This is a genomic window from Enterobacter sp. PL_is511 (assembly GCF_055816065.1).
This window is the reverse complement of record NZ_JBVPGP010000019.1, coordinates 53,029-69,100: the sequence shown is the minus strand read 5'-3', so window position 1 is coordinate 69,100 and position 16,072 is coordinate 53,029. Positions and strand designations below refer to the sequence as shown.

The following is a 16,072-nucleotide window of genomic DNA, read 5'->3' as shown; positions in this document are numbered from 1 at the left end:
TAGCCGCCCCCCGGCAAGCCCTTAAAACGTTTCCCAGTTCCCTTCTGACGCCGCGGCTACAGGCTGCGATTTTGGCACATAGGTTTTCACTGGTGCCGCTTTAACCGCCTGATTGCGGGTGATTTTGAACACCGCGACCGCTTCGTTCAGGCGTGCAGCCTGATCTTCCAGCGCAGCCGCTGCGGCCGCAGACTCCTCCACCAGCGAGGCGTTCTGCTGGGTCACGCGGTCCATCTCGGCTACCGCCTGGCCCACCTGGTCGATACCGCGGCTCTGCTCGTCAGAGGCCGAGGCAATTTCGCCCATGATGTCGGTGACGCGGGTAACCGCATTGACGATCTCGGCCATCGTGGCGCCGGCTTCGTTAACCAGCTGCGAGCCCGCGTTCACGCGCTCACCGGAATCATCAATAAGCGCTTTGATCTCTTTCGCCGCCTGAGCGCTGCGCTGGGCAAGGGTACGCACTTCCCCGGCCACCACCGCAAACCCGCGCCCCTGCTCGCCCGCGCGCGCCGCTTCCACCGCCGCGTTCAGCGCCAGAATGTTCGTCTGGAAGGCAATACCGTCGATCACGTTAGTAATTTGCGCGATTTTACTGGAACTGGTGGCGATCTCATCCATCGTACGCACCACGCCTTCCACCACGTTACCGCCCTTCTTCGCCGTTGAGGAGGCGTCCAGCGCCAGACGGGACGCCTGACGCGCATTATCGGCGTTCTGCTTCACGGTTGCCGTCAGCTGCTCCATGCTGGCTGCCGTCTCTTCCAGCGAAGCGGCCTGCTGCTCGGTACGGGAAGAGAGATCGTTACTGCCCGCAGAGATTTCGCCTGCACCGGTGTAAATCGTATCTGCGCCTTCACGCACCACGCCCACCGTGTTCGCCAGCGAGGTTTGCATCTCCTGAACGTTGTGCGCCAGGATGGCCATCTCATTTTTACCGTCAGCCTGAATCGGCTGGGTTAAATCCCCTGCCGCAATGGCGCGAATATGGTTAATCACCTCTTCCAGCGGCAGCAGCAGCACGCGGCGCATAGCAATCCAGCTGGAGATAATCACCACAATCACCAGCAGCATGACCGCAGAGAGGATCCACAGGATGTGCTTGTAATCACTTTCGTTATCCTGAATACCTTTATCCGTGAGCGCGGCCTGCGCTTCACGCCATTCACGATAAACCGCCTGCATCGCGTTTTGTTTTTGTTCGGCATTCTGCTTGAACATATCTTCCAGATTGCCCTGGCTCAGCAGAACGTTCATTTGGGTCAGCGTTGTAGAGTAATTACGGTACTGCTCCTCAAGGCGATTCGTCAGGTTCTCATCCAGGCCTGGCGTATTCGGCAAGGCATAGTATTTATCGTAATGAACCTGCGCTTCAGTCAGCAGATTTTTCGCCGTGGTCACCAGCTCATTCAGCTGACCGCCGTTAATTTGAGAGGCCATGCTGCTTTGCAGGCGCAGCATCCCGCGGTTCAGGGTGACGCGCGCCTGGTTCAGACTGATCCACGCATCGGTAAACTCCGCCACGTTCTTGCTGGAGAGCTGCGCCACGGTGAAGTTGTCTTTATCGTTGTTCAGGGCGTTGATAAAGATACCGGCGGAAATCACTTGCATGATGCCGAGCACGAGCAGCACCGAAATCAAAAGGGTAATGACTTTTATACGTTTAAACATGCGTTGCCTTTGTTATATGCAGGTTTGTCTGACGTGGATATATCGGCAGGCGCAGCGGGTTGTTTACTGTTTCTCCACCTTTAAAAAGTTTCGAAACCACTTTCCTGAGCCCATTCAGAGAGTTAAATCGGATATTTTTTTGTGATCTGCATCTCACTTTTTCCCGTCCCTCTAAAGGGTTATAGCGCCGGCTTAAAGATGCATTTAATATGCATCTTATATTATTGATGACGAGGTAACTGCTATGGCCTTTCGCGACCAACCCCTTGGCGAGCTGGCGCTCTCCATTCCTCGCGCTTCTGCGCTGTTCCGTAAATACGATATGGATTACTGCTGCGGCGGTAAGCAAACCCTGGCGCGTGCGGCTTCACGCAAAGAGCTGGACGTTGAGGTGATTGAAGCAGAACTGGCGCAGCTGGCCGAGCAGCCCGTCGACAAAGACTGGCGAACCGCTCCGCTCGCGGAAATCATCGACCATATCCTCGTGCGATACCATGACCGTCACCGTGAACAGCTGCCGGAGCTGATCCTGCAGGCGACCAAAGTCGAGCGCGTCCATGCCGACAAACCTTCGGTACCGCGCGGTCTGGCAAAGTACCTGACCCTGCTGCACGAAGAGCTTTCCAGCCACATGATGAAAGAAGAGCAGATCCTCTTCCCGATGATTAAACAGGGAATGGGAAGCCAGGCGATGGGACCCATCAGCGTGATGGAAAGCGAGCACGATGACGCGGGTGAACTGCTGGAAGTGATCAAACACACCACCCACAACGTCACGCCGCCGCCAGAAGCGTGCACAACGTGGAAAGCGATGTACAACGGTATTAACGAAACGATCGACGACCTGATGGAACACATCAGTCTTGAGAACAACGTTTTGTTCCCGCGGGCTTTAGCGGGGGAATAAAAAAGGCCGCTGCGGCCTGATGCCCTCACCCCGACCCTCTCCCACAGGGAGAGGGTGCAAAAACTAAAAACGGCAACTGACGCTGCCGTTTTGCTTTTACCTTACGCCTGCCATCCGTTTCTTACCGATAAACACCCAGCCCAGCCCCAGCGCGATAAACCACAGCGGCGTGACGATAAGTGCCTGGCGGGTATCATCTTCCAGCGTCAGCAGTACCAGCACGAAGACGAAGAACGCCATGCACACCCAGCACATCAGCTTGCCCAGCGGCATCTTGTAGATCGATTTTTCATGCAGGTGTGGACGCTGCTTGCGGTACACCAGGTATGAACAGAGGATGATGGTCCAGACGAACATAAACAGGATCGCAGAGACCGTGGTGATCATGGTGAACGCGCCAATCACGCTTGGGTTCACGTAAAGCATCACCACACCGCCCAGCAGGCACATGCAGGAGAAGGTCAACCCTTTTGCCGGTACCGCACGCTTAGAGAGCTTGGCGAACGCGCTCGGTGCCACGCCTTCCTGCGCCAGACCAAACAGCATACGGCTGGTGGAGAATACGCCGCTGTTGGCAGACGAGGCAGCAGAGGTCAGCACCACGAAGTTAATCAGGCTCGCGGCAGCAGGCAGGCCTACCAGCACGAACAGCTCGACGAACGGGCTCTTGGTAGGTACCACGGAGCTCCACGGCGTCACGGACATAATGATGACCAGCGCGAAGACGTAGAACATGATGATACGCACCGGAATGGAGTTGATGGCGCGCGGCAGGGACTTCTCCGGATCTTTGGTTTCCGCAGCAGTCGTTCCGACAAGCTCAATCCCCACAAACGCGAACACCGCAATCTGGAAACCAGCAAAGAAGCCGCTGATGCCTTTCGGGAACCAGCCGCCGTCATTCCACAGATGGGTAAACGACGCCTGAACGCCGGTTGGTGACTGGAAGTGGGTAAGTACCATTACCAGACCCACCACGATGAGCCCGACAATGGCCACGATTTTGATCATCGCAAACCAGAACTCCATCTCACCGAACATTTTGACGGTGGCGAGGTTCAGGCTCAGCAGCAGCACAATAACCGCCAGCGAGGCCACCCAGTCCGACAGCCCCGGGAACCAGAACTGCGCATAGGCGGTAATCGCCACGACGTCCGCCATACCGGTGACGACCCAGCAGAACCAGTAGGTCCAGCCGGTAAAATAGCCCGCCCATGGCCCGAGCAGGTCTGAAGCGAAGTCGCTGAAGGATTTGTATTCAAGGTTCGAGAGCAGCAGTTCACCCATTGCACGCATCACGAAGAACAGCATAAAACCGATAATCATATAAACGAATATGATTGACGGTCCGGCGAGACTGATGGTTTTGCCTGACCCCATAAACAGCCCGGTACCGATGGCACCCCCAATCGCAATGAGCTGAATATGACGGTTTGTGAGATTGCGCCGTAGCGACTGTTCAGACGACGCCTCTTCGTCGGCGACGACTTTGACCTGATCTACCATGTGATATTTTCCTGTTTATGCCTGTCTGTGTTGTTAAGGCTCTTCTGGCCTTTAAATACGTCAAAAAAATGACGTTCCCTTGTAAGGGCTAATCGATATTAGGTAAGAATCGGCGGGATGAATACTATGATTTAGATATTATGTTAATAATATGTTGAAAGTGAGTGTCATATCACTCATACAGCGCGAAACAGCTCACAAAAATACACGCAACAGTTTCGTTTGCAAGATAAAATGTTGATAGCACCATAACTATAGGTTTTTACACTATTTTCCTCTCCCCAACCGGGGAGAGGAAATAAGAAAATTCGATTACAGAATTTCCAGCAGCTCGACTTCAAAGACCAGGGTGCTGAATGGCGGGATGGACGCGCCAGCGCCGCGTTCGCCGTAGGCCAGGTTATGCGGGATAGTCAGTTCCCATTTGGAACCCACTGGCATCAGAGTCAGGGCTTCAATCCAGCCTGCGATAACGCCATTTACCGGGAACTCAGCCGGTTCGCCGCGCGCCACGGAGCTGTCGAAGACGGTACCGTCGATCAGCTTACCGGTGTAGTGCACGCGAACGTGGTCGGTACGCGCCGGGATTGCGCCGTCGCCCTGATTGATCACGCGGAACTGCAGACCAGACTCGGTGCTGTTCACGCCTTCACGCTCGCGGTTCTCTTCCAGATATTTCACACCTTCGGCGGCCATCTCTTCAAAGCGCGCACGACGCACGGCGTCAGCACGTTCGTGGATTTCACGCAGCGCACGGTGCACGACGTCAACCGGAACGGCAGGCTGTTTGCCTTCCAGCGCGTCAGCGATACCCGCCACCAGCGCTTCGGGTAACAGACCTTCCAGGCCGGATTCGCTCAGCTGCTGTCCTACCTGCAAGCCGATACCGTAACTTGCCTGCGCTTCGATAGTGTCAAAAGTCGGGGTGGTCATGGGTTTTCCTTCCATCACATTTAAAGTAGCGGGCAGCATATCAGCCATGCCCTTATGGGTAAAACTTTGTCTGAAGTTAAGGTGACAAACCGCGACGAAACAGAAACAATAGAGATAACCAGGATTAATCCCGAACTGATGTCACGGATGTCGGGTTTACTACGCCGTTCAGGCAGTTAGCAAACTATACTTCGGGGCACAGGATAAAAAATACGCGGAGCAGGAGGAGTGCCATGCCCGGGCGATTTGAACTGAAACCTACCCTGGCGAAAATCTGGCAGGCGCCGGACAATTTTCGCATCATGGACCCGCTGCCTCCTCTGCATCGCAGAGGGATCATCATTGGTGCGCTGATGGTGATTGTGGGCTTCCTGCTTCCTTCCGGGGGCGATGATGTCGATACCGCCCCCGTCACCCGCAATGCCCAACTGGACATTCAGTCGCAGACGCGGCCGCAGCCTGACGCACAGCCGATGCAGACGCAGCTCGTCTCCCCGTCTAACGATCCGGGTCAGGTTGCGCCGGTTGAGCCAGAACCCATTCAGGATGAACAGCCGCAGGATCAAGCCGCCGCCCCGTCTCAGCCTCAGACGCAACAGCCCACCGGCATTGAGCAACAGTGGCGCTCCTATCGCGTAGAGCCGGGCAAAACCCTGGCACAGCTGTTCCGCGACCACAACCTGCCGCCAACCGACGTGTATGCCATGGCGAAGGTGGAAGGTGCGGGTAAACCGCTCAGTAACCTGCAGAATGGTCAGATGGTACAGATTCGCCAGAATGCCAGCGGGGTGGTGACAGGGTTAACGATTGATACGGGAAGTGGACAACAGGTACTGTTTACCCGCCAGCCAGACGGCAGTTTTATCAGGGCGCGTTAAGAGCCCGGATCTCTAAAACGCAAAACGCCGGCACAAGGCCGGCGTTTCAACGTGAGCAGAGTAAAAAATTACTCAGCTACAACGTTAACAACCAGTTTAGCGAACACTTCGCTGTGAACCTGGAAGTCAACTTCGTGCTCACCAGTGGTACGCAGAACGCCGTTCGGCAGACGAACTTCGCTCTTAGCCACTTTAACGCCTGCAGCAGATACTGCATCAGCGATATCGCGGGTACCGATGGAACCGAACAGTTTACCTTCGTCGCCAGATTTAGACGCGATGGTAACGGTGCCCAGTGCGTTGATTGCTTCAGCGCGAGCGTTAGCAGCCGCCAGAACGTCAGCCAGTTTGGCTTCCAGTTCAGCGCGACGTGCTTCGAAAAACTCTACGTTTTTCTTGGTAGCTGGAACAGCTTTACCCTGTGGAACCAGGAAGTTACGTGCGTAACCCGCTTTAACGTTAACCTGATCACCCAGGCTGCCCAGGTTTGCTACTTTATCAAGCAGAATAACTTGCATTACCTTATCCTCTTAAAGTCGTATTAATGGACCGTGCCCGATTACTGATGACGATCAGTGTACGGCAGCAGGGACAGGTAGCGAGCGCGTTTGATAGCGCGAGCCAGCTGACGCTGGTATTTTGCACGAGTACCGGTGATACGGCTTGGGACAATCTTACCGCTTTCGGTGATGTAGTTTTTCAGCGTTGCGATATCTTTATAGTCGATCTCTTGAACGCCTTCCGCGGTGAAACGGCAGAACTTGCGACGACGGAAATAACGTGCCATATGGCTAGTCTCCAGAATCTATCAAATCAATCTGCTCGGCATGCAGAACCATTTTGCTCAGGCCGTTCTTTGCCTTGTGGCAAGAGATGAACCCCTGAACGATTACTGCGCTGCCGACCGTTAAACTGTGAGTAATGGCCTGGTTTTCGGGTCCGCTAATAATAACGGGCATTTGGCACCACGCCTGCCGGTGAAACCCGGCTTCCTCTTGCACAGAACGATGCTCAAGCACGAACTGGCAATGCGGAATTCCTGATGGACTGACCTTTCGAAGGGGAGCCCTGCATACGATGCCGGACAACGCCAGACGGTTGGTCATCAGAAATTACTCTTCAGAATCCCCAGCATCAGAATCATCTGCGGTTTCGTTTGCGAAATCATCGCGACGCTCACGGCGCTCGTCTTTCGCTTTAACCATCGGAGATGCTTCGGTAACTGCGTTTTTGGTACGCATAACCATGCTGCGGATAACGGCATCGTTGAAGCGGAAGGTAGTTTCCAGCTCATCGATCACTTCCTGCGGCGCTTCAACGTTCATCAGAACGTAGTGTGCTTTGTGCAGTTTGTTGATCGGGTAAGCCAGCTGACGGCGGCCCCAGTCTTCCAGACGGTGGATCGTACCTTCTGCACCAGTGATGGCAGCAGAGTAACGCTCAATCATACCCGGAACCTGTTCGCTCTGGTCAGGATGGACCATAAAAACGATTTCGTAATGACGCATCGAATTGCTCCTTACGGATTATTCAGCCTCCTGTCTGGGTCAGCCGAGGCCCGGGGAGGCAAGGAACGTGTTAAAGGTCGGCTGAAAAATTGACGCGTCATAATACTTGCGCGCCCCTGGAAACTCAAGCTGATTGCACAAATAATTCGCACAAAGCGCGAAGCGGGTCTAAGTGGGTGATTTAAAATTGGTCACACCCGGAAGCGTTGTTTTTTTGAACAACTGCATCAGAAATGGTCACGCATCCCCGCCGGATGAGTGATTACACTTTAATCAGAGATCACCTGAATTAAAGAAGGAGCATCCCCCCTCTCGCAGCACGCAGTCGTGGAGCGCATATCATGAAAAAAATCGCATTAGCCATAATGGCGGCGCTTTTGCTCAGTGCAAACGCGATGGCAGCCATCAAGATAGACAGCCGACAGGCCAGAAACATGGATGATGTGCAAAGCTTGGGCGTCATTTACATCAATCATAATTTCGCCACGGAAAGTGAAGCAGATCAGGCCCTTAATGAAGAAACCGATGCACAGGGCGCAACCTATTACCACGTGATGTTAACCCGTGAGCCCGGCAGCAACGGCAACATGCACGCCAGTGCAGATATTTACCGATAACGCATTAACGCTAGCACCAGGAAAGCCAACAACGAGAACATAGCCATAGTTGACGTTGCCCCCTGCCCGGGGGCTTTTTTTTGTGAATGGCTCCGGAATACCACCGGTTACAACTGTTTTTAGGTATTCCAGAGCGCTTATTCACTTCTGCCCGTAGTAGGCATTCGGGCCGTGCTTGCGCATGAAATGCTTGTTCATCAGGTAATCATCAATGCCCTGAAGCTGTGGGTTGATGCCACGGGCAATCCACGCCATGCGTGCCACCTCCTCCATGACGACCGCATTATGGACGGCGTCGTGGGCATCTTTTCCCCAGGCGAACGGGCCGTGCTGATAGACCACAATACCCGGCGTATGCAGCGGCTCACATTCTCCCAGCGTATCGATAATCACCTTTCCGGTGTTGAGCTCGTATTCACCTTCCACTTCATCCTGCGTTAATGCCCGCGTGCAGGGGATGTCGCCAAAGAAGTAGTCCGCGTGGGTCGTGCCCAGCGCCGGGATGGGCAGCCCCGCCTGTGCCCAGGCCGTCGCATGCGTGGAGTGGGTATGCACCACGCCGCCAAGGGACGGATAACGCCGGTACAGCGCCAGATGGGTTGCGGTATCTGAAGAGGGACGCCATTTTCCCTCCACGACGTTTCCGTCGAGATCCACCACCACCATATCGTCTGCTTTCATGGTGTCATACGCCACGCCGCTCGGCTTAATCACGATCAGCCCCTGCTCGCGGTCGATAGCGCTTACGTTGCCCCAGGTGAAGGTGACCAGGCCATAGCGCGGCAGATCCATGTTGGCTTCAAAGACCTGCTGTTTAAGCTTAAGCATGTTCAGCCTCCAGCAACCCTGCCCGCGCCATACGTTCGCGCACCCAGTCCCGCGCCTTCGCCACTTCCGCTGCCGGGTTGTCCGACGTCTCGCTCCACATCTCAATCAGGTAAGGCCCGCAATAGCCTGTCTCTTTGAGCGTTTCGAAGCACCGTTCAAAATCCACCACCCCGGTGCCGAACGGTACGTTTTTAAACACGCCAGGACGGGTATCTTTGACGTGCACCGCCACGATATGCCCCATGCCTGCCTGCAGCTCCATCTGCACGTCGTTATCCCATGCTGACAGGTTGCCGATATCGGGATAAAGCTGGAACCACGGGTTATTCAGATAGTGCGCGTAGCCCAGCGCCTTGCTGATGGAGTTCATTAACGGGTAGTCCATGATCTCCATCGCCAGCGTGACCTGCGCGCGGCTGGCCATCTCAACGCTCTCTTTCAGGCCGTCACGGAAACGACGGCGCGTTTTATCGTTGGCTTCCTGATAGTAAACGTCATAACCCGCCAGCTGGATCACGCGGATACCGACATCCTGCGCAAAGCGAATGGCTTTACGCATGATCTCCAGCCCCTGCGCGCGTACGGCATCGTCTTCGCTGCCGAGCGGAAAACGACGGTGGGCGCTCAGGCACATGGACGGCACGCGCACACCCGTTTCAGCAACGGCGCTCACCAGCGCCAGGCGCTGTTCGCGGCTCCAGTCGAGGCGAGAGAGACGCTCGTCCGTCTCATCCACGGACATTTCGACAAAATCGAAGCCCAGATGTTTTGCCAGCTGTAACCGCTCCAGCCAGCACTCCCCCGCAGGGAGTGCCTTTTCATAGATGCCAAGCGGGACCTGTTTTGACAACATACCCGCTCCTTAGCCCCAAAGCTGAGCGATTGAGCGTTTGAACTGACGCGCCGCTTCCACCGGAGACGCCGCATCACGAATGCTGCGACCGGCAATAAAGACGTGAATCGGAATGCCCTTGAACAGCGGCAGATCTTCCAGCGCCAGACCGCCGGTGACGGTGACTTTAAAGCCCATATCCGCCAGACGTTTGATCGCGCTGATATCCGCTTCGCCCCACGCCACGCCTGCGGCCTGCGCATCACGACTACGGTGGTACACCACCTGCTGAATGCCCGCATCGCGCCACTCCTGCGCCTGCTCCCAGGTCCAGAAGCCGGTCAACTCAATCTGCACGTCGCCGTTAAACTCTTTTGCCACGTCCAGCGCGCCTTTGGCGGTGTTGATATCCGCACAGCAGATCACGGTGACCCAGTCAGCATTCGCTTCAAAGCACATACGGGAAAGGATTTTGCCTGCGTCGGCAATTTTGGCATCTGCCAGCACGATTTTATGCGGATAGAGCGCCTTCAGATCGCGAACGGCGCGCACGCCCTCGCCTACGCAGAGAATGGTGCCGACTTCGATGATATCCACTTCTTCCGCGATCAGGCGGGTGGTTTCGTAAGCGTGGGACAGAGTTTGGTTATCCAGCGCAACCTGCAACATGGGTAATGACATGTTCAATTCCTCTTAGACTGCCGCCGCAGTGGCGTTATCAATTAAATCCAGCACGTCCTGCTCGGTACGGCAGGCGCGTAAACGGTCGAAATTAGCTTCGTCATCAAACAGATTGACGATCTGCATGATGCCCACCTCCTGGTGGGTGTTAGCATCGACCGCGGCCATGGTGATCAGGATGTCGACCGGGTCGTTATCTTCGTGGTTGAACACCAGCGGCGTTTTCAGCGTCACCAGCGCGAAGCCGGTTTTCTTCACGCCCTCTTCAGGACGCCCATGCGGCATTGCCAGCCCTGGCGCTATCACAAAATAAGGGCCGTGCTGCGCGACGCCATCAAGAATGGCCTGGTAGTAACGCGGCTCGACAACGTCAGCCTTAACCAGCAGATCCACGCTCAGCTTCACCGCTTCCTGCCAGGTGCTGGCCTCAGCCTGTAAAAGGATGGAGTTATTCTCTGCGAGCGAATCACGTAGTTTCATGTGGCGTCCTTACTTCACGTCTTGTGGGAAGTGCTCTTTGATCACTTCCAGCAGTTTTGGTCCGAAATCCGCAGGCGACAGCATGTTGCGCACGCCCACCACATATTTATTGCCCGACACGCTAATTTCGCCGGCGATATGGGTAGAGGCGATGATGATGTCCGCGCCGTTGAGTTCACTTTTGTATTCACCCACCGCGCAGCTGTTCACCGTGTGGTCGATGTTTGACTGGGTTAAAAACTGGTCCACTTTCATCTTCATGATCATGGAGCTGCCTTGCCCATTACCACACACAGCCAGGATACGTACGGTCATAATCGAAACTCCTTAATGAGCAGAGACTTCTGCTGTTTGTTTTTCCGCATCTTCTTCAGCTCGCAGCGAACGGCCAGCGAAGAACATATAAGCCAGAGCAATCAGGATGATGACGGCCATAAAGACCACCCCGACGGAGGCAAAGCCCTGCATCATCGGCGGTGCCAGAATTGACCAGTCCGCCATGCCCATCCAGGCACTCATACCGGTGAGCTTCACCGCCCATACGCAACCAAAGATTTCCACCATACCCATGACCAGGCAGATCTTGAGCGCCGCGCGCCAGCCGCCGAAGTGGTTAGCGAAGACGCCGATGGTGGCGTTGGAGAAGAACATCGGGATAAAGCCAGGAATAATCAGGATTGAGGAGCCGCAGCCGACCAGGATGCCCACCGCAATCAGCTGGCCGATGGTGCCCCACATAAAGCCCCAGACCACCGCGTTTGGCGCGAAGCTGTAGATAGCGGCACAGTCAATCGCCAGCACCGCACCAGGGATCAGGCGCTGCGAGATGCCGTTGAAGGCTTCCGACAGTTCGGCGACGAACATACGCACGCCCTGAGTGATGATGAAAATGGCCACCGCGAAGGAGAAGCCGGTCTGCAGGATATAAACCGTCCAGTGGGTTTTACCCGCCATCGCCTGAACAACGTCAATGCCGAAGGAGAGCAGAATGGCGCCGAAGAAGATGGTCATCACAATCGCGGTTGAAACGATGTTGTCGTGGAAAATATTCAGCCAGCCCGGCAGCTTGAGGTCTTCAACGCTCTCTTCTTTTTTGCCCAGGTACGGTGCAACTTTATAGGCAATCCAGGAGGCAAACTGCTGCTGATGGCCGATGGAGAAACCGCAGCCGTCAGTCACTTCCTGAGTCGGCTTGTACATCATGTTGGAGGTGATACCCCAGTAGAGCGAGACCAGCACCGCGGTGCAGATAATCGTGGTCCACATTGGGTAGCCGAAGATATAGAGAGAAACCGCGATCAGCCCCGCCTGCTGGAACATGATGTGGCCGGTGAGCATGATGGTGCGAATGCCGGTAATACGGCGCAGAAGAACGTAGATGATGTTCAGCGCCAGGGCGAGCAGTACCGCATACCCCACCCAGCTATAGGCATCACCCATGCGCTCGATGGTCGCCATCATTGAGGCGTAAGTGTCAGAGATGGCACCGTTGATGCCATACACTTCCGACATTTTGGCGACGACCGGCTTAAAGGTGCTGGTCAGAATGCCTGACCCCGCCTGCAACAGCATGAAACCGATAATGGTTTTGATGGTGCCTTTAATAATCACGCTGACGCTTTTGCGCAGCAGGATATAACCCAGACACGTCACGATACCCAGCAGCAGCGGGGCGTTGGTCATTACCTGATTAAAGAACACGGTAAAGACGTTGTAGAGGATCTCCATAACTCTCTCCAGAAATGAGAACACGAGGGGCAATCCCTGTGTGGTTGGTGTCATCACTCTATTAATCACAAATAATCACCACAAGATTGAATTTGATTATTTGTGACGTATCACGCAATTTATTTCCATGGTGTTAGTAATGATTTTCACTACCATACATGAGAAATAAATTAACCTTTATAATTCATGCAATTAATGTTTAATACCGGATAGTCTAACAAGGAATAAGTGCAGAGTACGTGAAGTTGCGCAGATAAAATTCCGCATTTTTGCCATTGCAAAGCGCGTCAAATGGTGCCAGCATAAATCACAACAAATCACCATGTGATTATTTTTGATTAAACCAGGAGTCAAAACGATGAGTAAAGTGAACACCATCACCCGTGAGTCATGGATTCTGAGCACCTTCCCGGAGTGGGGCAGCTGGCTGAATGAAGAGATTGAGCAGGAACAGGTTGCTCCTGGCACGTTTGCAATGTGGTGGCTGGGCTGTACCGGTATCTGGCTGAAATCAGAAGGTGGTGCCAACATCTGCGTCGATTTCTGGTGCGGCACCGGCAAGCAGAGCCACGGCAACCCGCTGATGAAAAAAGGCCATCAGATGCAGCGCATGGCGGGCGTGGAAAAACTGCAGCCGAACCTGCGTACCACACCGTTTGTGCTCGATCCGTTTGCCATTCGCCAGATCGACGCCGTCCTTTCTACTCACGATCACAACGATCATATCGACGTGAACGTGGCGGCTGCGGTGATGCAAAACTGTGCTGACGATGTGCCGTTTATCGGGCCACAGACCTGCGTGGATCTGTGGATCGGCTGGGGCGTGCCGAAAGAGCGCTGCATCGTGATGAAGCCTGGCGACGTGGTGAAAATTAAAGACATTGAAATCCACGCGCTGGACGCCTTTGACCGTACAGCACTGATCACCCTGCCTGCCGATCAGAAAGCCGCGGGTGTACTGCCGGACGGTATGGATGAGCGCGCGGTTAACTATCTGTTTAAAACCCCTGGCGGCTCCCTGTACCACAGCGGCGACTCTCACTACTCCAACTACTACGCGAAGCACGGTAACGAGCATCAGATTGACGTGGCGCTGGGCTCCTACGGCGAGAACCCGCGCGGTATTACCGACAAAATGACCAGCGCCGACATGCTGCGCATGGCGGAAGCGCTGAATACCAAAGTGGTGATTCCGTTCCACCACGATATCTGGTCAAACTTCCAGGCCGATCCGCAGGAGATCCGCGTGCTGTGGGAAATGAAAAAAGACCGCCTGAAGTATGGCTTCAAGCCGTTCATCTGGCAGGTCGGCGGCAAGTTCACCTGGCCACTGGACAAAGATAATTTCGAATATCACTACCCACGTGGTTTCGATGATTGCTTCACCATTGAGCCAGACCTGCCGTTCAAGTCCTTCCTCTGATTGTGCAGCCGCATCGCCAGACATGATGTCTGGCGATGTCATATTTCTTTTAGTAATTTCACGCTATTTCAAATATCATCTTTTCAAATCAATTCTTATCGGAATAGCTCATGACGGAAGCGCAACGGCATCAAATTCTCCTGGAACTCCTGGCGCAAACCGGGTTTATCACCGTCGAGAAAGTGATCGAACGTTTAGGCATCTCCCCGGCAACGGCGCGGCGGGATATCAACAAGCTGGATGAAAGCGGCAAGCTGAAAAAGGTCCGCAACGGCGCGGAAGCGATCAGCCAGCAGCGCCCTCGCTGGTCTCCGATGAATATTCATCAGGCGCAGAATCATGATGAAAAAGTGCGGATTGCCAGAGCCGCATCGCAGCTGGTGAATCCCGGCGAGAGCGTGGTCATCAACTGCGGCTCCACGGCGTTTCTGCTGGGCCGTGAAATGTGCGGCAAGCCGGTGCAAATCATCACCAACTACTTACCGCTCGCCAACTATCTCATCGACCAGGAGCATGAGAGCGTGGTGATCATGGGCGGGCAGTACAACAAAAGCCAGTCCATCACCCTTAGCCCTCAGGACAGCGAAAACAGTCTCTATGCCGGGCACTGGATGTTTACCAGTGGCAAAGGCCTGACGGCAGATGGCCTGTATAAAACCGATATGCTGACCGCGATGGCGGAGCAAAACATGCTTAACGTTGTGGGCAAGCTCGTTGTGCTGGTCGACAGCAGCAAAGTGGGCGAGCGCGCAGGGATGTTATTCAGCCGTGCCGAACAGATCGACATGGTGATCACCGGCAAAGGCGCCAACCCTGAGATCCTCCAGAAGCTGGAAGATCAGGGCGTAAAAGTGCTGCGCGTTTAAAGGTGCTGGCGGAAAAACGCTACCGTGGCATCCAGCGCCGTTGGCGTGATGCGGTGGCGGACGCCCGGTTCCCACAGACAGGTCAGATTACCGTCCAGTCCTGCATTCATTAACGCCTGCTGCAGGCGGAAGGTTCCCTCGGGCGGGACCACATCATCCGCGTCACCGTGCCACAGCAGCAGCGGGCGATCTGCCACGCGCGGCAATGCCCGGGTCACGTCCCACTCTTCGAGCGTCGCGGTGATTTCCGTTAAATCCTGGGGAGGAAAAAGCGTCTTCGCCAGCGACGTAAAATAGCCCGAGCCCATCAGACAGGCGACAGACTTCACTTCAGGATGATGCGTCATAATCCCCAGCGCCGTCATACCGCCCATCGACGCCCCAGCCACGGCCAGACGATTGTCGGCCACCTGCCCTGCCTCATACAGCGCATCACGCAGCCCGGCAAACTCGGTCAGACTCCCGTGCAGAATGTGCCAGAACTGCCCAAGACGCGCCTGTTCGTTACCCAAAAAGCGTGCGCCGTGGTCGGGTGCATCCGGCATCACTACCCGAAACCCCGCCTGCGCCAACGCGACCGCAAAATAACTGTAAACCAGCTTCGATGAGGTAAACCCATGATAAAAAACCACAACAGGCAGCGGTTCATCACGTTTACCCGCTGGCATCGCGTGTAAAATTTCATGGTCGCCGAGGTGGCGTATTTCAATTTCAATCATTGTCGACCCTGTGCGAATGTATGATTCATAATGTTGAGAACTGGGTTACGCTTTCACGTCATTTTCATTCGAAATATACGTCCCAGATAACACTTCGGGAACATTCCCCCAAAACTAAATTCACAGACAACTACACTATGGCTATCAGGAAACGAGATATGGTTATGCGCAGGTTTGCTGCTTTATTGCTGGTGTTTCTGCTCAGTGGCTGTAGCGCGCTGCAGGGAACGCCGCAACCCGCTCCACCGGTCGCCGATCATCCACAGGAGATTCGTCGTAATCAGACGGAAGGATTACAACGAATGGGCACCATCTCCGCGCTGGTTCGCGGCTCTCCGGATGACGCAGAAGCGGCAATAAAAGCACAGGCCGTCGCCGCCAAAGCAGATTATTACGTCATCATTATGATCGACGAAACCATCATAACGGGACAGTGGTATTCACAGGCCATTTTGTACCGTAAATAATGGTTTACCTTTGAACGAGATTTACACT

The 16,072-nt window shown here is 54.7% G+C and carries 20 protein-coding genes; 6 read left to right on the top strand and 14 right to left on the bottom strand.

What is annotated here, in order from left to right:
- Positions 1-21 precede the first annotated feature (21 nt).
- Positions 22-1,671, bottom strand: coding sequence for a methyl-accepting chemotaxis protein (locus AC0TN7_RS06685; protein ID WP_473701941.1), 1,650 nt, complete (start codon positions 1,669-1,671; stop codon positions 22-24).
- A 244-nt stretch (positions 1,672-1,915) separates the two neighbouring features.
- Between AC0TN7_RS06685 and ytfE the strand changes: the two genes are divergently transcribed.
- Entirely contained in the window at positions 1,916-2,578 is a 663-nt protein-coding gene (ytfE, locus tag AC0TN7_RS06680) for an iron-sulfur cluster repair protein YtfE (protein ID WP_024907314.1), read from the top strand.
- A 96-nt stretch (positions 2,579-2,674) separates the two neighbouring features.
- Here the strand turns inward: ytfE and cycA are convergent, their stop codons facing one another.
- Positions 2,675-4,084, bottom strand: a complete 1,410-nt coding sequence (cycA, locus tag AC0TN7_RS06675) for a D-serine/D-alanine/glycine transporter (protein WP_024907315.1) — start codon at positions 4,082-4,084, stop codon at positions 2,675-2,677.
- A gap of 312 nt (positions 4,085-4,396) precedes the next feature.
- Positions 4,397-5,017, bottom strand: coding sequence for an FKBP-type peptidyl-prolyl cis-trans isomerase (gene fklB / locus AC0TN7_RS06670; RefSeq protein WP_008502892.1), 621 nt, complete (start codon positions 5,015-5,017; stop codon positions 4,397-4,399).
- Between the two features lie 233 nt (positions 5,018-5,250).
- Here fklB and AC0TN7_RS06665 point away from each other — a divergent pair, with 233 nt between their 5' ends.
- On the top strand, positions 5,251-5,895 hold the full coding sequence (locus AC0TN7_RS06665) for an OapA family protein (protein WP_048989485.1): 645 nt from the start codon (positions 5,251-5,253) through the stop codon (positions 5,893-5,895).
- A 68-nt stretch (positions 5,896-5,963) separates the two neighbouring features.
- On the opposite strand, the gene rplI is transcribed toward AC0TN7_RS06665, so the two are convergent.
- From rplI to rpsF, 4 genes are read right to left on the bottom strand one after another with little or no spacing between them, the layout of a single operon-like run.
- Positions 5,964-6,413 (bottom strand): 50S ribosomal protein L9, encoded by a 450-nt coding sequence (rplI, locus tag AC0TN7_RS06660; protein WP_023310148.1) that lies wholly within the window; start codon positions 6,411-6,413, stop codon positions 5,964-5,966.
- Between the two features lie 41 nt (positions 6,414-6,454).
- The gene (gene rpsR, locus AC0TN7_RS06655; protein WP_000135199.1) at positions 6,455-6,682 is read right to left on the bottom strand and encodes a 30S ribosomal protein S18; all 228 of its coding nucleotides are present in this window, start codon (positions 6,680-6,682) and stop codon (positions 6,455-6,457) included.
- A 4-nt stretch (positions 6,683-6,686) separates the two neighbouring features.
- Entirely contained in the window at positions 6,687-7,001 is a 315-nt protein-coding gene (gene priB / locus AC0TN7_RS06650; protein WP_473701940.1) for a primosomal replication protein N, read from the bottom strand.
- A 6-nt stretch (positions 7,002-7,007) separates the two neighbouring features.
- Positions 7,008-7,403: a 30S ribosomal protein S6 gene (rpsF, locus tag AC0TN7_RS06645; protein ID WP_014068637.1), complete on the bottom strand. Its 396-nt coding sequence runs from the start codon at positions 7,401-7,403 to the stop codon at positions 7,008-7,010.
- A gap of 341 nt (positions 7,404-7,744) precedes the next feature.
- Here rpsF and yjfY point away from each other — a divergent pair, with 341 nt between their 5' ends.
- Entirely contained in the window at positions 7,745-8,020 is a 276-nt protein-coding gene (yjfY, locus tag AC0TN7_RS06640; RefSeq protein ID WP_010427445.1) for a DUF1471 family protein YjfY, read from the top strand.
- A 141-nt stretch (positions 8,021-8,161) separates the two neighbouring features.
- On the opposite strand, the gene AC0TN7_RS06635 is transcribed toward yjfY, so the two are convergent.
- From AC0TN7_RS06635 to ulaA, 6 genes are read right to left on the bottom strand one after another with little or no spacing between them, the layout of a single operon-like run.
- Positions 8,162-8,848, bottom strand: a complete 687-nt coding sequence (locus AC0TN7_RS06635) for an L-ribulose-5-phosphate 4-epimerase (RefSeq protein WP_473701939.1) — start codon at positions 8,846-8,848, stop codon at positions 8,162-8,164.
- Positions 8,841-9,701, bottom strand: a complete 861-nt coding sequence (locus tag AC0TN7_RS06630; RefSeq protein ID WP_473701938.1) for an L-ribulose-5-phosphate 3-epimerase — start codon at positions 9,699-9,701, stop codon at positions 8,841-8,843. The genes AC0TN7_RS06635 and AC0TN7_RS06630 overlap by 8 nt, the downstream gene beginning before the upstream one ends.
- Positions 9,702-9,710: 9 nt before the next feature.
- Positions 9,711-10,361 (bottom strand): 3-keto-L-gulonate-6-phosphate decarboxylase UlaD, encoded by a 651-nt coding sequence (gene ulaD, locus AC0TN7_RS06625; protein WP_008502901.1) that lies wholly within the window; start codon positions 10,359-10,361, stop codon positions 9,711-9,713.
- Between the two features lie 12 nt (positions 10,362-10,373).
- The gene (gene ulaC / locus AC0TN7_RS06620; RefSeq protein ID WP_024907321.1) at positions 10,374-10,841 is read right to left on the bottom strand and encodes a PTS ascorbate transporter subunit IIA; all 468 of its coding nucleotides are present in this window, start codon (positions 10,839-10,841) and stop codon (positions 10,374-10,376) included.
- Positions 10,842-10,850: 9 nt separating this feature from the next.
- Positions 10,851-11,156, bottom strand: coding sequence for a PTS ascorbate transporter subunit IIB (ulaB, locus tag AC0TN7_RS06615; RefSeq protein ID WP_003856022.1), 306 nt, complete (start codon positions 11,154-11,156; stop codon positions 10,851-10,853).
- A gap of 12 nt (positions 11,157-11,168) precedes the next feature.
- Entirely contained in the window at positions 11,169-12,569 is a 1,401-nt protein-coding gene (gene ulaA / locus AC0TN7_RS06610; protein WP_024907322.1) for a PTS ascorbate transporter subunit IIC, read from the bottom strand.
- Positions 12,570-12,927: 358 nt separating this feature from the next.
- Here ulaA and ulaG point away from each other — a divergent pair, with 358 nt between their 5' ends.
- Both ulaG and ulaR read left to right on the top strand, forming a co-directional pair.
- Positions 12,928-13,992, top strand: coding sequence for an L-ascorbate 6-phosphate lactonase (gene ulaG, locus AC0TN7_RS06605; RefSeq protein WP_024907323.1), 1,065 nt, complete (start codon positions 12,928-12,930; stop codon positions 13,990-13,992).
- A gap of 110 nt (positions 13,993-14,102) precedes the next feature.
- Positions 14,103-14,858, top strand: coding sequence for an HTH-type transcriptional regulator UlaR (ulaR, locus tag AC0TN7_RS06600; RefSeq protein ID WP_024907324.1), 756 nt, complete (start codon positions 14,103-14,105; stop codon positions 14,856-14,858).
- On the opposite strand, the gene yjfP is transcribed toward ulaR, so the two are convergent.
- Complete coding sequence (gene yjfP, locus AC0TN7_RS06595; RefSeq protein ID WP_473701937.1) at positions 14,855-15,577, bottom strand: esterase; 723 nt, start codon at positions 15,575-15,577, stop codon at positions 14,855-14,857. The two genes, ulaR and yjfP, sit on opposite strands and share 4 nt — an antisense overlap.
- A gap of 137 nt (positions 15,578-15,714) precedes the next feature.
- Between yjfP and bsmA the strand changes: the two genes are divergently transcribed.
- Positions 15,715-16,044, top strand: coding sequence for a biofilm peroxide resistance protein BsmA (gene bsmA / locus AC0TN7_RS06590; protein WP_024907326.1), 330 nt, complete (start codon positions 15,715-15,717; stop codon positions 16,042-16,044).
- Positions 16,045-16,072: the final 28 nt, after the last annotated feature.

What these genes read in the sequence shown, in the direction of transcription:
- ulaD (WP_008502901.1), bottom strand. Translation starts at nt 10,361, where the DNA reads ATGTCATTACCCATGTTGCAGGTTGCGCTGGATAACCAAACTCTGTCC.
- AC0TN7_RS06635 (WP_473701939.1), bottom strand. Translation starts at nt 8,848, where the DNA reads ATGCTTAAGCTTAAACAGCAGGTCTTTGAAGCCAACATGGATCTGCCG.
- rplI (WP_023310148.1), bottom strand. Translation starts at nt 6,413, where the DNA reads ATGCAAGTTATTCTGCTTGATAAAGTAGCAAACCTGGGCAGCCTGGGT.
- ulaA (WP_024907322.1), bottom strand. Translation starts at nt 12,569, where the DNA reads ATGGAGATCCTCTACAACGTCTTTACCGTGTTCTTTAATCAGGTAATG.
- ulaG (WP_024907323.1), top strand. Translation starts at nt 12,928, where the DNA reads ATGAGTAAAGTGAACACCATCACCCGTGAGTCATGGATTCTGAGCACC.
- cycA (WP_024907315.1), bottom strand. Translation starts at nt 4,084, where the DNA reads ATGGTAGATCAGGTCAAAGTCGTCGCCGACGAAGAGGCGTCGTCTGAA.
- priB (WP_473701940.1), bottom strand. Translation starts at nt 7,001, where the DNA reads ATGACCAACCGTCTGGCGTTGTCCGGCATCGTATGCAGGGCTCCCCTT.
- bsmA (WP_024907326.1), top strand. Translation starts at nt 15,715, where the DNA reads ATGGCTATCAGGAAACGAGATATGGTTATGCGCAGGTTTGCTGCTTTA.
- ytfE (WP_024907314.1), top strand. Translation starts at nt 1,916, where the DNA reads ATGGCCTTTCGCGACCAACCCCTTGGCGAGCTGGCGCTCTCCATTCCT.
- AC0TN7_RS06665 (WP_048989485.1), top strand. Translation starts at nt 5,251, where the DNA reads ATGCCCGGGCGATTTGAACTGAAACCTACCCTGGCGAAAATCTGGCAG.
- fklB (WP_008502892.1), bottom strand. Translation starts at nt 5,017, where the DNA reads ATGACCACCCCGACTTTTGACACTATCGAAGCGCAGGCAAGTTACGGT.
- yjfP (WP_473701937.1), bottom strand. Translation starts at nt 15,577, where the DNA reads ATGATTGAAATTGAAATACGCCACCTCGGCGACCATGAAATTTTACAC.
- ulaB (WP_003856022.1), bottom strand. Translation starts at nt 11,156, where the DNA reads ATGACCGTACGTATCCTGGCTGTGTGTGGTAATGGGCAAGGCAGCTCC.
- yjfY (WP_010427445.1), top strand. Translation starts at nt 7,745, where the DNA reads ATGAAAAAAATCGCATTAGCCATAATGGCGGCGCTTTTGCTCAGTGCA.
- rpsF (WP_014068637.1), bottom strand. Translation starts at nt 7,403, where the DNA reads ATGCGTCATTACGAAATCGTTTTTATGGTCCATCCTGACCAGAGCGAA.
- ulaC (WP_024907321.1), bottom strand. Translation starts at nt 10,841, where the DNA reads ATGAAACTACGTGATTCGCTCGCAGAGAATAACTCCATCCTTTTACAG.
- AC0TN7_RS06685 (WP_473701941.1), bottom strand. Translation starts at nt 1,671, where the DNA reads ATGTTTAAACGTATAAAAGTCATTACCCTTTTGATTTCGGTGCTGCTC.
- AC0TN7_RS06630 (WP_473701938.1), bottom strand. Translation starts at nt 9,701, where the DNA reads ATGTTGTCAAAACAGGTCCCGCTTGGCATCTATGAAAAGGCACTCCCT.
- ulaR (WP_024907324.1), top strand. Translation starts at nt 14,103, where the DNA reads ATGACGGAAGCGCAACGGCATCAAATTCTCCTGGAACTCCTGGCGCAA.
- rpsR (WP_000135199.1), bottom strand. Translation starts at nt 6,682, where the DNA reads ATGGCACGTTATTTCCGTCGTCGCAAGTTCTGCCGTTTCACCGCGGAA.